14 protein-coding genes and 1 tRNA gene are annotated in these 14,380 nt (G+C 48.1%); 14 read left to right on the top strand and 1 reads right to left on the bottom strand.

Translation table 11 applies throughout. The annotated features are described in order from the left end of the window. Positions 1–329: 329 nt before the first annotated feature. The 8 genes from PsAD5_RS11455 to PsAD5_RS28135 all read left to right on the top strand — a co-directional run bounded on the left by PsAD5_RS11455 (position 330) and on the right by PsAD5_RS28135 (position 7,230). Positions 330–1,967: a hypothetical protein gene (locus PsAD5_RS11455; protein WP_153041369.1), complete on the top strand. Its 1,638-nt coding sequence runs from the start codon at positions 330–332 to the stop codon at positions 1,965–1,967. A 196-nt stretch (positions 1,968–2,163) separates the two neighbouring features. Next, positions 2,164–3,225, top strand: a complete 1,062-nt coding sequence (locus tag PsAD5_RS11450) for a GSCFA domain-containing protein (protein WP_063292200.1) — start codon at positions 2,164–2,166, stop codon at positions 3,223–3,225. Beyond that, positions 3,222–3,887 carry a hypothetical protein gene (locus PsAD5_RS11445; RefSeq protein ID WP_063292199.1) on the top strand — a complete coding sequence of 222 codons (666 nt, stop codon included), beginning with the start codon at positions 3,222–3,224 and terminating at the stop codon, positions 3,885–3,887. The genes PsAD5_RS11450 and PsAD5_RS11445 overlap by 4 nt, the downstream gene beginning before the upstream one ends. 254 nt (positions 3,888–4,141) lie before the next feature. After that, on the top strand, positions 4,142–4,612 hold the full coding sequence (locus PsAD5_RS11440) for a lysozyme (RefSeq protein ID WP_206599727.1): 471 nt from the start codon (positions 4,142–4,144) through the stop codon (positions 4,610–4,612). Further along, entirely contained in the window at positions 4,609–5,028 is a 420-nt protein-coding gene (locus PsAD5_RS11435; protein ID WP_063292198.1) for a hypothetical protein, read from the top strand. The genes PsAD5_RS11440 and PsAD5_RS11435 overlap by 4 nt, the downstream gene beginning before the upstream one ends. Before the next feature lie 177 nt (positions 5,029–5,205). Beyond that, positions 5,206–5,430 (top strand): hypothetical protein, encoded by a 225-nt coding sequence (locus tag PsAD5_RS11430; RefSeq protein ID WP_063292197.1) that lies wholly within the window; start codon positions 5,206–5,208, stop codon positions 5,428–5,430. After that, positions 5,423–6,670: a hypothetical protein gene (locus PsAD5_RS11425; RefSeq protein ID WP_063292196.1), complete on the top strand. Its 1,248-nt coding sequence runs from the start codon at positions 5,423–5,425 to the stop codon at positions 6,668–6,670. Before PsAD5_RS11430 ends, PsAD5_RS11425 begins: the two co-directional genes overlap by 8 nt. Continuing rightward, positions 6,667–7,230 carry a hypothetical protein gene (locus tag PsAD5_RS28135; RefSeq protein WP_206599726.1) on the top strand — a complete coding sequence of 188 codons (564 nt, stop codon included), beginning with the start codon at positions 6,667–6,669 and terminating at the stop codon, positions 7,228–7,230. Before PsAD5_RS11425 ends, PsAD5_RS28135 begins: the two co-directional genes overlap by 4 nt. A 94-nt stretch (positions 7,231–7,324) precedes the next feature. On the opposite strand, the gene PsAD5_RS11410 is transcribed toward PsAD5_RS28135, so the two are convergent. After that, a complete protein-coding gene (locus PsAD5_RS11410) occupies positions 7,325–7,729 on the bottom strand; it encodes a hypothetical protein (protein ID WP_063292194.1) in 405 nt (134 codons plus the stop codon). A 280-nt stretch (positions 7,730–8,009) separates the two neighbouring features. Here PsAD5_RS11410 and PsAD5_RS11405 point away from each other — a divergent pair. The 6 genes from PsAD5_RS11405 (at position 8,010) to PsAD5_RS11390 (ending at position 14,083) form a co-directional block, all read left to right on the top strand. Beyond that, positions 8,010–8,099: transfer RNA gene (locus PsAD5_RS11405), tRNA-Ser, on the top strand. 144 nt (positions 8,100–8,243) lie between these two features. Then, complete coding sequence (locus tag PsAD5_RS11400; RefSeq protein WP_084404502.1) at positions 8,244–9,545, top strand: tyrosine-type recombinase/integrase; 1,302 nt, start codon at positions 8,244–8,246, stop codon at positions 9,543–9,545. 549 nt (positions 9,546–10,094) lie between these two features. Continuing rightward, the gene (locus PsAD5_RS28490; protein WP_206599725.1) at positions 10,095–10,727 is read left to right on the top strand and encodes a type IIL restriction-modification enzyme MmeI; all 633 of its coding nucleotides are present in this window, start codon (positions 10,095–10,097) and stop codon (positions 10,725–10,727) included. Then, positions 10,676–11,308 (top strand): DNA methyltransferase, encoded by a 633-nt coding sequence (locus PsAD5_RS28485; RefSeq protein ID WP_342585852.1) that lies wholly within the window; start codon positions 10,676–10,678, stop codon positions 11,306–11,308. The genes PsAD5_RS28490 and PsAD5_RS28485 overlap by 52 nt, the downstream gene beginning before the upstream one ends. A 59-nt stretch (positions 11,309–11,367) precedes the next feature. Next, complete coding sequence (locus PsAD5_RS28480; protein ID WP_206599636.1) at positions 11,368–13,053, top strand: class I SAM-dependent DNA methyltransferase; 1,686 nt, start codon at positions 11,368–11,370, stop codon at positions 13,051–13,053. 22 nt (positions 13,054–13,075) lie between these two features. Continuing rightward, positions 13,076–14,083: a restriction endonuclease gene (locus tag PsAD5_RS11390; protein ID WP_193776980.1), complete on the top strand. Its 1,008-nt coding sequence runs from the start codon at positions 13,076–13,078 to the stop codon at positions 14,081–14,083. Positions 14,084–14,380: the final 297 nt, after the last annotated feature.

The following is a 14,380-nucleotide window of genomic DNA, read 5'->3' as shown; positions in this document are numbered from 1 at the left end:
CGCTTCTCATCGTCACTCCAGCGCCGTCCTTGGCTTTCTATCATCATCAAAGTCCATGCAGATAAAACTACACGTACGATAGAGCAGCAAAGCTAGAATCGTCAGGTCGGGTTCGCCGGACGCTTACGTTATATGGGCATTGCTCAGCGCCTAAGGACTCCGTGGACCCAGATGCGGAAGCTATTGGGTACGTACGCTTACCTTGGCATGGCTCGACCACGGCTTTAGAGCCCATTGGGGCCGAGTTTTTCCGGAATTTACGGGGTGTATCTAATGGTAATTTCGGACTTAGTGTTGATGGCAAGTTCCTCCTTTTCGTGCAAAGGGAGGTGACCAATACTAAAATTACCCTTGGTGATAGAGAGGTAACAACTTTAACGGTTACAGTTCATAATCGTAATACCATTGAAGCGGCCGCAGATCCCTCAACTATTGACCCATACGCTAAGTTTGCGATCAGACTGGCTCCAGAACAGGACACGGCTTATTCCGAGTCGGCGATCACGTCGGATGGGAAATACGTCTATGTCACTGTTTCCGGGGCGCGGATTGTCGGTAAGACGATAGTCTATGTCTACACGTTAGAGGGGGCGTTTGTTCGCTCTATTGTTTCTTCGGGCATTCGCGCAGAAAGCCTGGATACATTACAGCGCGGTTATGGTGGCTATTTACCGATCCTTCATGAGGCAGAAGGGTTTACGTTTCATCAAGATAAACTGATAACTGCTTCAAGATATACATTTGCAACTGGGGGCGATGTAGTCTCATGGCGTGGTGAAAATTTTGTTTATATCAACCCATCGGACGATAAGGGTAATTACCCATCTCATTTATCTTATTGGGCTCCGACCGATGCACCAGCAAGTGCGGAATTTGATCCTACGACTGTGTATTCGCGGGGCACTGCTCTAGCTCACCACTACGTGCACGCCTATGTGACTGCTGGCAACGATGATGACGAAGAATTTGCGATTGATGTAAATTCATACGATAAGCCCAATGTTTTGCGTTCTGTAGGTGGCGGGCTCTCTTCTCGGAATGATTTTTCGGTATTGTTTGACCCTACCAATACCAAAGAATTGCCGGCAATGGCAACTTTTCGGACAAATGGTCAGTTTCTATTTTACGATGCAGAAAAACTAAATACAGAAGAGCATGCTTCTGACAGTGGCGGGAAAATTGCTGTAAACGACACGGACATCCGTTTTCAGCATGTATCCGGCTTGGTTAATAGCGCCGCTCTTGTTCTGACTACTTCAGACAATTCAAGTTTTCAGAATAATGTTTTATTTTACGCCGGGGATAGTTCGCTGGGAGGGCGGGTCGATCCTGCTGGTTATATCTCCTACGGGTATGTCCGTCCTGCCAATGACAACGTGCATTCTTGTGGTCGGCCATCTCATAGGTGGGATACGGTCTTTTCGGCAACTGCGGCAATTAACACCTCTGATGAAACGAAAAAACAGTTTTTGGAGGTCATTAAACCGGAGCAAGCAGCAATACGCGAAGATGAACGGGCAGCGGCTTTAGAAATCGCTCGTGACATACGCAAGTTTCAGTTTTTGGATGCGATTGAGCAGAAGACCGAAGATGGTGCGCGTTGGCACTTTGGAGCTGGGGCGCAGAGCGTTGCTGCCATAATGCAAAAGTACGGCCTTGCCCCCAACAGATACAGTTTTTTTTGCTATGATAAGTGGGAAGCAAGCCCAGAAGTTTGGGACGTGTGGGAGGAAGAATATGAAATCATCCCCGCCAAATATGATAATGAAGGCAAGCTTGTTAGATCTGAAACAAAAGGGGCGTTAATCAGGGAAGCGGGGAAAGTTCTTCTTGAGCCTGCTAGAGAAGCAGGGGAACTTTATGGCATTCGCTACATCGAATTGCATAGCTTTATCATCGACGCACTAACTACTTTTATCGATGCTAAGTTCGTAGAGATAGAAATGCGCTTATCCGCTTTGGAGTGACTACTCACTGTCCTGAGGGCGAACTGGAAAAGTCAATATTGTGCACTAAAGAAGTATGATGACCAGAGTACTTCTTTAGTGTTTTGATAGCCCTCCACACTACACAACTTACCATTGAGATATGATAAGGGAGTATATATAGAGGAGATCGGTAACCGATAAAACAACACAATTAAGTCTTAGAGAAAACCTACTTATGCGTAATCCTTATCAAGCCAAGCCGCCAAGTGCATTTTGGAAAAGCGGCGTTGTCAGCCAAAACCCGTACCGCATTGATGCTATTTATAAGAAAAAGTTTGATATTTCTGGAAAAACCAGAATTGCCGCAGCAGGTTCTTGTTTTGCGCAACATATCTCAAGGCATCTCAAGAAGCATGGATATTCGGTGTTAGACGTGGAGAAAGCCCCGCCAGGTTTGCCCGAGAATAGTCATAAACGTTTCGGTTTTTCAACTTACAGTGCTCGCTACGGCAATATCTACACCACTCGCCAGTTGCTTCAACTCGCACGTGAAGTTTCAGGAAAGTTCAGTCCAGAGCATTTTATATGGGAAAAAGACGGAAAGTTTTATGATGCTTTTCGACCTGCTGTCGAACCCGATGGTCTAGATTCACCGGAGGAGGTTTCAATCCATCGTAGACACCACATTAAAATGGTTGAAAAGCTCTTTAAGGAAATGGATTTGTTTATTTTCACCTTGGGCTTAACAGAATTGTGGATGCACGAACCTACTAAAACTATATACCCGACTGCCCCGGGAACGATTGCTGGCGTTTTTAGTGATGAAGACTATGTTTTTCAAAATGAAAGTTATGGTCAAGTACTTGGGGCGTTCAATGATTTCCAAACAGAATTAAATGAAATTCGCGATGGGCGACCGTTCAATGTTATTCTGACTGTCTCCCCAGTTCCTTTGACGGCAACAGCGAGTGATAATCACGTGTTGGTTGCTACAAACTACTCGAAAGCAGTTCTTCGGGCAGTTGCTGGGCAACTATCTACAGATAATGATCATATTGATTATTTCCCGTCTTATGACATCGTTACCAACCCAAGGCTACATTCAACTGCGTTTGAAGAAAACCTAAGAAGTGTGCGAGCGGAAACTGTAGAATACGTCATGAAACATTTTTTCTCAGAGCATCCTGCAATCGAAGCGCCAGCCGTTGTTAGTGCTTCTCAGTCCAAAGCGGATGAGCTGTTGAAGGATGAAGATATCCAGTGTGAAGAAGAACTATTAGAAGCTTTTGGAAAATGACAAAGATACTTTGGTGTGGTGGATCTCATCTCGGAAACGCTCGGACTCCGATATTACAAACTTTTGAAGAATTTGAAAATGATTTCTACATAACGGCTGGGCCGGGCAATTTGGCTTGGGCCAGAAAAGGTGGTCGATATGAACAAAATGGCACAACAGTAGGTGGAAATGGGCGAAGCCCAACTGATTATTTTGATTTGGCGCAATACGATCATATCGTATTTGTTGGTCACTGGATTCAGCCTCGAAGATTTTTCATTGGCTCCCAGCCTTTGTCTTCAGCTGTGCTAGATTGCATGTTTCCTGTCAACGATTTTTTGATCCATATTCCTGGCAATATCTACAATCAACCGTTGGAGCTTTTCCCTCAAATTGCAATCGATAAGTGTATTTTAATGTGCGATCCGGCACCTAATTTTTCTTCCTACGTAAGAGCACCTTTGTTTGCAAAAAAATACTTTTTTGAAAAGGCGGAAGAATTTTGCACTTTACGTGGGATTAAATGCCTTACACAGCCCGAAACAACACTAAATACACGGCTTGTGACAAAATCGAAATTTAACAAAAGAGAAAATGATTATGTCCATATGAATTTCGAATTCTGGAAAAGCTATCTCAAGAAAACACGTATGTATATCATCGAGAAAAATAATCACGGATAAGCGTTTAAAGGTTTAGCGCTCAGCGCCGTAAACTCTCGCCTAACAGTGCGGTGATTATTCGCGTCATGTGAGAATTGAAAGCAGGGCAAGGTTAAACGCCCTGCTTTTTTTGCGGCGGCGACGTAGTAAATGACGCTATTTCTTCCGCCTTTGTTAGTGGTGTTTGGCCCGAGTTGGGCTCACTCAATACATCTTTAGCTTTAATGTCCCGCACAGCATCCTGCTGGAGCGGGTTTTTTAATGGGTGAATGCAAATGAAATCTCCCAAGACCCGGCTTGCTGGCTGGGTGATCGCTCTCATTGTCGCCTTTGTCGGCGCCTGGGAGGGATTACGCACGAGTACTTATCGCGACATCATCGGCAAGCCAACCATTTGCTATGGCGAAACCAGAGGCGTGAAAATGGGCGATACCGCCACTAATGTCCAATGTGACGAAATGCTTATTGCGTCTCTTAAACACCATGAAGCAGGGATGAGGCGATGCCTAGAGCACCCTGACAAGATCCCTATCAGAACCTATGTAGCCTTCGTGTCGTTAACTTATAACGTTGGTGTAGGGAACTTTTGTAGATCTACCGCTCGTCGAAGGCTGGATGCTGGTGACTACGCGGGGGCCTGCTCCGCTGCTACTTGGTTTAATCGAGCCGGGGGGCGCAAAGTTCAAGGTTTGGTGAATCGCAGGCAGGCGGAATACAAGCTTTGCATGGAGGGGCTTAAGTCGTGAGCTTTATCCTCTCCTTGATGGGCGTTGGGTTGCATACACTGCTGGCTTATCTGATGCTTACTGGTGCAGTTCTTGCATTCTTCGCAAGGCTTGATGCACGAATACCTAAATCTCTCTCAATGCTTGTTTCTGTGCTGTTTCTCTGTGTGTCAGTCTGGTTCTTCTCTGCTCTTCATTATGAGCGAAGCGAAGAGGTGAAAGACCTAAAGGCGCAGATAGCTGGGCAAGAGCGCATAGCGCAGGCGCAAAAGCGCATCGCTCAGAAAACCAACGCTGACCTTCGCGAGCGCATTGTGCAGGTCGGCACTCTTCAAGAACAGGTCGCTGATTATGAAATTGAGCTTGAAAAAGGCGGCGTTTCTGCCTGTCCTTCTGACCCTGCTTATCTTAGGCGGATGCGCGCAATCCAGTTTTGATCTGCCGGACCCATCTCCAGATTTAACCTTGAAATGTACAGACCCCGGACTATCCGGGGACAAAGGCCAAGACGCTGTCGGGCACCGTGTGGCGCTTGCCATTTGCGAAGCTAAAAGGAAGGGCTGGCAAAGCCTTTACAAGGCGGCTCAGGCTGAGTTGGAAGGATACCCTACATAATGCCGAGAAGTGACATTGGATCTTCGGCCGCGCTTAGTATTTACGGGCTTTTAGGGTGGGCGAGTTCCTACCTTGAGCCTGCCCTGCAATTCGCTTTGCTTCTGGCAGTGCTGATCGGTGCAATCCTACTTGCTTATGGCAGGTGGGTAGATGCGCGCAACAAGCGATTGGAAACACGTATCAAATTGCTTCAGATTAAAGAATTGGAGCAGGGCAATGACTGAGCCCTCCAAACAACGCGCAACAGATGAGCAAATCTTTGCAGCATATAACGAGGCCGGTGGCATTCGCCCCGGCCTTCGTCTTTTGAAAGAGCAGGGCTTAGACTGCACTTACGGGCGCTTTCATCGCCGCCTGAACGCAAACTCCGAAGATGGGGGGAAACCTCCTGCCGGAATGCAAACTCGTTCCGTGCGCGTCTCTGAGGATGGTAACGGCAATGTAAAGGGGCGCTCCTATCAATATGCCTTGGAGACAGGAGAGGGCGAGCAGCTTCCCAAGCACCTCAAAATCAAAGGTGCAACTGTAACCAAGGAGCCAGATGGAAGCGTAAGCCGGACATGGCTGAAGTACTCCCAAACAGAGCTGAGCCCTGAGTTCGTTGCACGAGAGATAATCGAAGCCTTTCGCGAGGATCTACCGCGAGCTCAGCCGGTTGCGGCTCTTGAGGTTGGCGAAGCGGACTTGTGCGCGACCTATATCCTTACTGATTATCATCTTGGCATGCTGGCAGATGCGGATGAAACCCGCATTGCCGATTGGGACATGTCCAAAGCTGAGGACTTAATTGTTCGCTGGTTTGGTGCAGCAATCAAGCAGGCGCCGAATACTAAGACGGCTATATTAGCCCAGCTGGGCGATTTTCTGCATTGGGATGGTCTTTTGCCTGCCACTCCAACAAGTGGGCACATTTTGGATGCAGATACTCGCTGGCATAAGCTTGTGCGACGTGCACTCTCTATCGTCCGGCGAATTGTTGAGATGATGCTTCAAAAGCACGAAGAGCTGCACCTTATTTGGGTTTCCGGGAATCACGACATGTCCAGCTCAGTCATGATGCGGGAATTCCTGGCAATCCTTTATGAGGATGAGCCACGGGTTGCCGTAGATACAACAGCGGATCTCTATCACGCCTTTGAGTTTGGCAACACGTCGCTTTTCTTCCATCACGGTCATAAGCGTGGCGTCAGCCAAGTTGCACAGACTATGGCGGCAAAGTTTCGTGATATCTACGGTCGCACGCAACATAGCTATGCGCACATTGGACACTTCCACCATAAAGACCAGCTTAAGGCCAAGGAAGATTCCTTGATGGAGGTGGAGCAGCACCAAACGCTCGCACCTGCTGATGCACACTCTGCCACATCTGGCTATGTCTCAAAGCGTGCTGCGCAAGTCATCACTTATCACAAGCTACACGGTGAAACCGGACGACTGACTATTAGGCCGGAAATGGTACAATGAAAGACTTGACCACAAAAGAAAATCAAGGTGAAGGCACTGGCTTGATTTGCTCAGATGAGCTTAAAGCATCTCAGACGCAGATAGGCGGCGACCATTACAAATATCGGCCTATTCAACCTTTTCAGTTTTCGATGAAAAACAATCTGGACCCGTTACAGCACACGGTAGTGAAGTACGTTACCCGCTTTAGAGAAAAAACGGCATCCAAGATCTGGAGAAGGCAAAGCACTGCATTGACCTTCTCATCCAGTATGAGACTACTGGAGAAATCGACTAGGACGGTCTGCAACCCGTCCAAAATGTTCCTATTAGGGCGCGGCTATTTGGCTGCGCTCTACTTCGTTGCCTCCCTTCCTGATTTCCTCAAATCTATCTTTATAGATCTGACGGCAAATGTCTTGCCTACCATGCCTTTCTATGAGGCTTTTGTAATGGCTCCCAACACTCTTCAGATCCTTCGCAGACTTTGCAAAGGCGCAAGCCATGGCAAACCCTACGTAGAGCTCAGAGGGGCGCTGAGGTGGGCCTTGATAAGGCAATACCAAACTTCCTATCATTGATTAGTCGCCAGTCGGCTCTAAACCCGCTGATATGGCTGCGCATGCTAAAGCTATGTGGCGTGGAATAACGACCAAGCGCGTTGGGTCTTCGCGCCTATTTACGCTTGCAGTCTATACGCGCGCCATCTTCATAAATCACACTTCTTAGATCCACGCGAAATTCGATATCGTCTAAATGGCCTTGGCCTTGCGTATTGTCTTTGTGAACCACTTCCAGAGGCGCGCCGGGTTGGACCTTCGCATACTGGCTTAATTTGTAACCAGAGGCGAATTTATCGAAGGAGTGTTTTTGCCAAATGCTCGCATCGATTGCTCGCGTTAGTTTTGGAAGTGAAGTCTCAACCGTGAAACGAAACTTCCATTTTGTGTCGCTATCCTTGAAGCGCTCGACTTCTGCGATATGCAGGAAGTCGCCGCAATCTGATTTAGCGGGTGTTTGGGCTAGGGCAGGCTGCATCGTAAAAAATGCAAGAGCCGCAGCAATCGCTCTAAATTTCATTCCTCACCTATGAAAACACATCATACGAGAAAACAGAGCTATAGCCGACTTATGGTTGTGTCAATTGGCTGGTTGGTCGCGCTTAAGTGCAGTGGAACTCCGCTCTTTTGACCAAACCAAGAACAGAATTGTTTGGGTTCTGTTTGAATTTTCCTGCAAATCACGTTTCGTTCCTTGCATGTTCTTGCAAGCTCTTACGAATATAGATCGTGGGGAAAAACTGAAAAAAGATCAAAACGGCCTTGAACTACGGTCAGTTAGTGGGTAGTAACCACCTCAAGGACACGTGGCCGAGTGGTCGAAGGCGCTCCCCTGCTAAGGGAGTAGGCCCGGAAGGGTCTCGAGGGTTCGAATCCCTCCGTGTCCGCCATCTTCCCTTTCTTGAAAATACGAATAGATACGCTTAATCAATAGGTTAAAGCGTGTTGCGCAAAGTGATTTGACACTGGCGGACTGAGCTACATAACATTCTACATAACAAATTACATAACACTGCATGTAGGATGGGTAGAATATGGCTCATACGATCAGTCGTGGAATGTACTATTTTGTGAAGCGTGTTCCTAAAAGATATGCGTCTGTCGATCCGCGTTCACGCATCCAGCTCTCCCTTAAAACCGAAAGCGCTGATGTAGCACAAAAGAAGTCTCTCATTATTGAGGAGAGGCTTGTCGCGTACTGGGAGGCTTTGCTTGCAGAAGATCATGAGGGAGCAAAAGTTCATTATGAAGCTGCAGTCAATTTTGCAGAAGTGCAGGGGTATACCTACCTGTCATTGGAGGAGGTTGTTGCAGAGCCTTTAGGTGGCCTGCTCAATCGTATTGAGGTGATCCCTGAGGGTGAGCAATCTAAAACAGTTTCTGTTGTTGCTGATGGATTGTTAGGCGGTGCGGATAAGCCGATCCTGAAGGTGTCCAGGCTCTATGAGGAGTATCTGGAACTCACTCCAGATCTGCTCCTGGGAAAGAGTGACGACCAAATCCGCAAATGGAAGAACCCCAGACAAAAGGCCATCAATAACCTGATCACCGTTGTAGGTGACAAAAACGTCCATGAGCTAAGTCGTGATGACGGATTGAAGCTTCGTGAGTGGTGGATGGACCGTGTTGTCGATGAGGGTAAAAAGCCCAGCACGGCGAACAAGGATTTCACGCATCTCTCCAAAATCTTTTCGACCTGGCGAGATCTGAAGCGGGAGCAGTTGGCCAACCCGTTTCTTCAGCTCAGACTTGCACAAAATGATTTGCAGGATCACAGGCCGTCATTCTCACGCGATTGGATCAAGACCGTTCTGCTGGCTCCAGATGCCTTTGGTGCGACCAATGAGGAGGCCGTGCTGGTGTTCAAGATCCTGATCAACACAGGTCTTCGGCCTTCAGAGTTGCTGGGTGCGAAGTTAGAGCACTTTGTTGTTGAGCATGAAGTTCCTCACATCCGCGTTGAGGAGTACAGTGATGGGGCTATCAAGCGCAAGCTGAAGACCAAATGGTCAGAGCGAGAAGTCCCGCTTGTCGGCGTCTCGCTTGATGCGGCAAAGCGGATTGTGGCAATGGGCGGGGTGCAGGCTTACTACCTGAAGGCGGATCGCTGGGGTGCCTTGATCAACAAGGTAATGGTTGAGCGCAAACTGAAAGAAACAGAACGCCATACTCCGTACTCACTGCGCCACTCTTTCGAGGAGAGCATGCTGGAAGCGGGCGTTGATCACAGGCTTCGGGTGGAACTGATGGGGCATGCCTATAACAGGCCGAAATACGGAGAGGGCGGCAGCCTGGAACTAAAGCGTGAGGCTATCAGCCGGTTTGCGTTTGTGTGAGTTGGTCGTGAGGGTATTATGTGGTTGGTAGGCAGCGAAAAACTGACTTTAGATCCTGGCATGTGTAGACAATTGGCACAATAACCGGACATTGGAGCACTTCTAGGAGGGTTTAAACGGGCATTCCACATTGGCTCAATGATCGGGAAGTTCCCAGTTAACCATGAGCTGCCATTCAACTTATATCTAGCCACGTCTAGCTAGTACGTAACTTCAACCATAAGTCGATTTTGGTTAGCTTGTTGCTGAGTGACTGTATCGGGCATTAATCCAGAACTCGAGCACGTCTACCAAGCGTGAGCTTATAACTTCTGACAAATCAATTGTAGTCACCACATCAGGCGGAGATCTGTCAGGTTTGCTGATCTCAGTAAATGACTGGTCGCAAAATTATAAGGTTAGTGGAATCGCGCTTTCAGTTATTCCAGATGCACTGTTGTGACATTACTTTATATTTTTCAAACTCATCCCAGTACATTCGCCTAGAAAAATCGATCGATCCCAGCTAGGTTCCTATAAAGTTGATTGTATAATGCCTATTGGACAACTATGACGCCTGCTGATTTCATCAAAAAGTGGAACAATGTTGAGCTTAAAGAGCGAACAGCGTCCCAATCACATTTCATTGACCTATGTAAACTCCTAGGAATTGACGATCCAATTACCGAAGACCCTAAAGGTGATTGGTTTACCTTCGAAAAAGGTGCATCAAAGACGAGTGGTGGCGAAGGCTGGGCTGACGTTTGGCGCAGGGATTGCTTTGCTTGGGAATACAAAGGCAAGCGTGCTAACCTCGACAAGGCATTTGACCAGTTATTGCAATACGCTATCGCACTGGAAAACCCTCCGCTGTTGATCGTATCTGATATGAATGTGATCCGGCTGCACACAAACTGGACTAACACTGTCCAGACTGTCCACACGATCCAGCTAAAAGATCCAACTGACGCAGCAAATCGCGATCTATTACGTGACGCTTTCCTTGATCCAGAGAAACTGAAACCAACCAAGACACGGCAGTTGGTTACTGAAGAGGCGGCCCAAAGGTTTGCCGACATGGCCCAACGCCTGCGTAGCCGTGGCCATGCGCCCCAAGAGGTCGCACATTTCATCAACCGCTTGTGTTTTGCATGTTTGCAGAAGATGTGGACCTTCTGCCGAATAAGATGTTTGAGCGTATGATCAAAGCCGCTCTACCCGAACCTGATACATTTGCCATTCATGCAAAATCCTTGTTTGGGGCAATGAAGACCGGTGGACTGGTTGGCTTTGAAAAAGTTGACTGGTTTAACGGCGGGCTATTTGACAGTGATGACGTCTTGCCGCTGGAACGCGATGATTTAGATGATCTAGTTTCGGCAGCGAAACTGGATTGGTCTGATATTGACCCTTCTATTCTGGGCACACTGTTTGAACGCGGGTTAGATCCAGCCAAACGCAGCCAACTTGGCGCACACTACACTGATCGCGACAAGATTATGCAGATCGTCATGCCGGTGATTGTGGAACCGCTTTTGTCTGAATGGGCCGAAGTAAAGGCTCAAATTGAGAATTTGATAGATAAGGCACCAAAAGCAACGAAGGAAAAGCTTCTACGTGGTAAGGAACTCGCAGCCCGTACTCGTGCGCTGGGCAAGGCTGAGAAACTGCACCTAGGCTTTTTAGAAAGACTCAAGGCATTTCGTGCCCTCGATCCGGCCTGCGGGTCGGGAAACTTTCTCTACATCTCCCTGCTGGAACTGAAGAATATTGAACACGAGTGAATCTGGAGGCGGAGGCTCTAGGCCTACCACGCAGTTTTCCCCAGTTAGGACCAGAGTGTGTGCTAGGGATTGAACTATCCAGTTACGCAGCGGAGCTCGCGCGTATTTCGGTCTGGATTAGCGAAATCCAATGGATGCGCCGCAACGGGTTTGAAGCGGCTAAGAATCCAATTTTGAGGACGCTCAACACGATAGAGAACCGCGATGCAGTTTTGAACACAGATGGCACAAAGGCTGAATGGCCCACGGCGGATGTGGTGATCGGGAATCCGCCGTTTTTAGGCAACAAGAAGATGATTTCTGAGCTTGGTGAGGAATACATCTTCACTCTACGAAAGGCTTACGCGGGTACGCCAGGAGGAGTAGACCTTGTCGCATACTGGTTTGTAAAAGCGTGGGAACAGATGTCCTCCCAGAAGCTAGAAAAAGCAGGTTTCGTATGTACAAACTCTATTCGCGGAGGAGTAAACCGGGACGTTTTAAAGCCTATCGTAGATCTCGGACGTATTTTCGAAGCTTGGAGCGATGAAACTTGGACCGTTGATGGAGCTTCTGTTAGAGTTTCCCTTGTTAGTTTTGATTGCGCAGCCGGTTCGAGGCCAAAACTTGATGGGGTTGTCGTAAAGAAAATTCATTCAGACTTGACGGCGCACAGCGGGCAAACTGACATCACCCAATCGTTGGAACTTGAAGAGAACAGAAATAGAAGCTTTATTGGTCGACAGAAAGATGGCCCTCTTGACGTTCAAGGAGATCTCGCGCGTGAAATGGTTTCAGCGTCAGGAAATCCACATGGAAGATCTAACGCTGAAATTATTCGACCTTGGCGAAACGGTATGGACTTGACTAGACGGCCTTCCGACCGATGGCTTATTGATTTCATGGATTTTGAGGAGAGGGAAGCCTCCTTATTCGAAGCGCCTTTTGAATATGCCCGTAAAGTTCTCAAGCCAATAAGGGCCAAGAATCGTGACCCTAAGCGTCGTACGTACTGGTGGAGGCCGGGTCGCACAGGAATTGATTTACGCGCTGGGCTATCTGGTTTAAGCAAGTACATTATTTCGCCAAGAGTATCAAAACATCGTTTATTTGTCTGGGTAGACGCTTCAATAAATCCTGATTCCGCAACCGTAGCTATCGCCCGCGATGACGATACCTCCTTTGGCATTTTGCATTCTAGTTTCCATGAGATATGGTCGTTGCGTATGGGAACTTTTCTTGGTGTGGGAAACGACCCTCGCTATACCCCTTCCACCACGTTCGAAACCTTCCCTTTCCCAGAAGGTTTGACCCCAAACATCCCCGCAGCAGATTATACCGGTGATCAGCGCGCAGTTAAAATCGCCGTTGCCGCTGCCAGTTTGAATAAACTCCGTGAAAACTGGCTTAACCCGGACGATCTGGTGGATCGCATACCGGAAGTGGTGCCCGGTTATCCAGACCGCATTCTGCCCAAAGATGAAGCTGCTGCCAAGGAGCTGAAGAAACGCATCCTAACCAATCTCTACAACGCACGTCCTAGATGGTTAGAACATGCGCATGAGGCACTGGATGAGGCGGTGGCAGAGGCTTATGGTTGGGGCGCTGATTGGCGTGCTGGTTTGTTGACCGAGGATGAAATTCTGGCTCGACTGTTTGATCTGAACCAAACACGTGCCAAGGCGGAGGCTAAAGCTGCAAAAGTCGTTAAAACCAAGGTGGCAAAAGCCAAAGCGAAATCAAAGGGCAAGAAGAATGGTAAGTGACCTCACAGTCTGGGGCGTTCACATGGGTGTACATGTCTCTGACCGGCCTATTGAGGGTGGTTATGTCGGTATCGGTTGGGCTGCTATGGGCGATTTAACAAAAATAGGGGCTAGCCGTGAAGCCTTCAAAACGGCGTTGGTCGCAGCTTATCCAGACAAGAAAACCGGGGCTATTCCAGTCGATGCAGGTTCAATGTATAAATTTTTGCATGAAATCAAAGCGGACGACATTGTAGTATACCCGTCCAAATTTGATCGTATGGTGAACATCGGGCGTTTTAGAGGTAAGGCAGTTTACGTATCCGATGATCATGACGAATACCCGACACACCAAAAGGTGGAATGGTTAGGCCATTTTCCACGTGACGAGTTCAGCCAGACTGCCCTAAACGAAATCGGTTCATTCCTGACTATGTTTAGGGTGCGTCGCCACGCCAACGAGTTCCTACGCAAAGTAAACCTCATGGGCGATGGAACCACGCCAGACGCGGCAGCGGCTCAGGCGGATGCACAAGATGATATTGCTGATGACGACACCGCTACTGTTTCCGCTACAATACAGGCCGAGACCAGCACGAGTGATTTTGTAATAAAGCGGCTAATGAATGAGCTTAGTGGTCATCAGTTCGAAGAGTTCATTGCGCATCTTTTAGAATGCATGGGTTATACTGCCCGCGTAACGCCAAAATCAGGTGACGGCGGGGTCGATGTTATTGCCCACATGGACCCGTTGGGCTTTCAGCCACCTATTGTAAAGGTACAATGTAAGCGCACAACCAACCAGACCCCAAGGCCGGATGTTGATCAACTGTTAGGGACGCTTGGGGATGGAGAATATGGCCTATTCATAAACCTAGGCTCTTTTGCTCGTGGTGCGGTCGAGCTCGAGCGCAATCGAGCAAAGCTGCGGCTGATCAATGGTGAACAGCTCGTAGCGATCTTGTTTGAGAACTACGCGAATCTTGCTCCACGATACAGAGCTTTAGTTCCTCTTAAGCAAATCTTTGTGCCTGACCTCACGCAGGAATAGCGACTAATATAAGTCGTAGGCTGAATTGCAGTTCTGTGCTTCATATCTCCATCAATCATGGTGGGTATAGACCAATCAAGTGACAATTGCGCGTTCATAAGAGTGATTGCCAAAGCCGCTAGGATGAACTTGTTCAACCCGTGATGGAAACGTCCGAAGGTCCGGTAATGGGATGGACCGCCTGCTCCCCCGAGGCGCAGGCTCTATAGTGATCCTGTTGTTATTCAACCGGAGCAGTCCCATGACCACAGAACTTCTTTCCGTCGGCATCGACATTGGCAAAGATACATTGCACAT

Source organism: Pseudovibrio sp. Ad5 (assembly GCF_001623095.1).
Lineage (GTDB): Bacteria > Pseudomonadota > Alphaproteobacteria > Rhizobiales > Stappiaceae > Pseudovibrio.
This window is presented reverse-complemented; position numbering and strand designations above follow the sequence as displayed.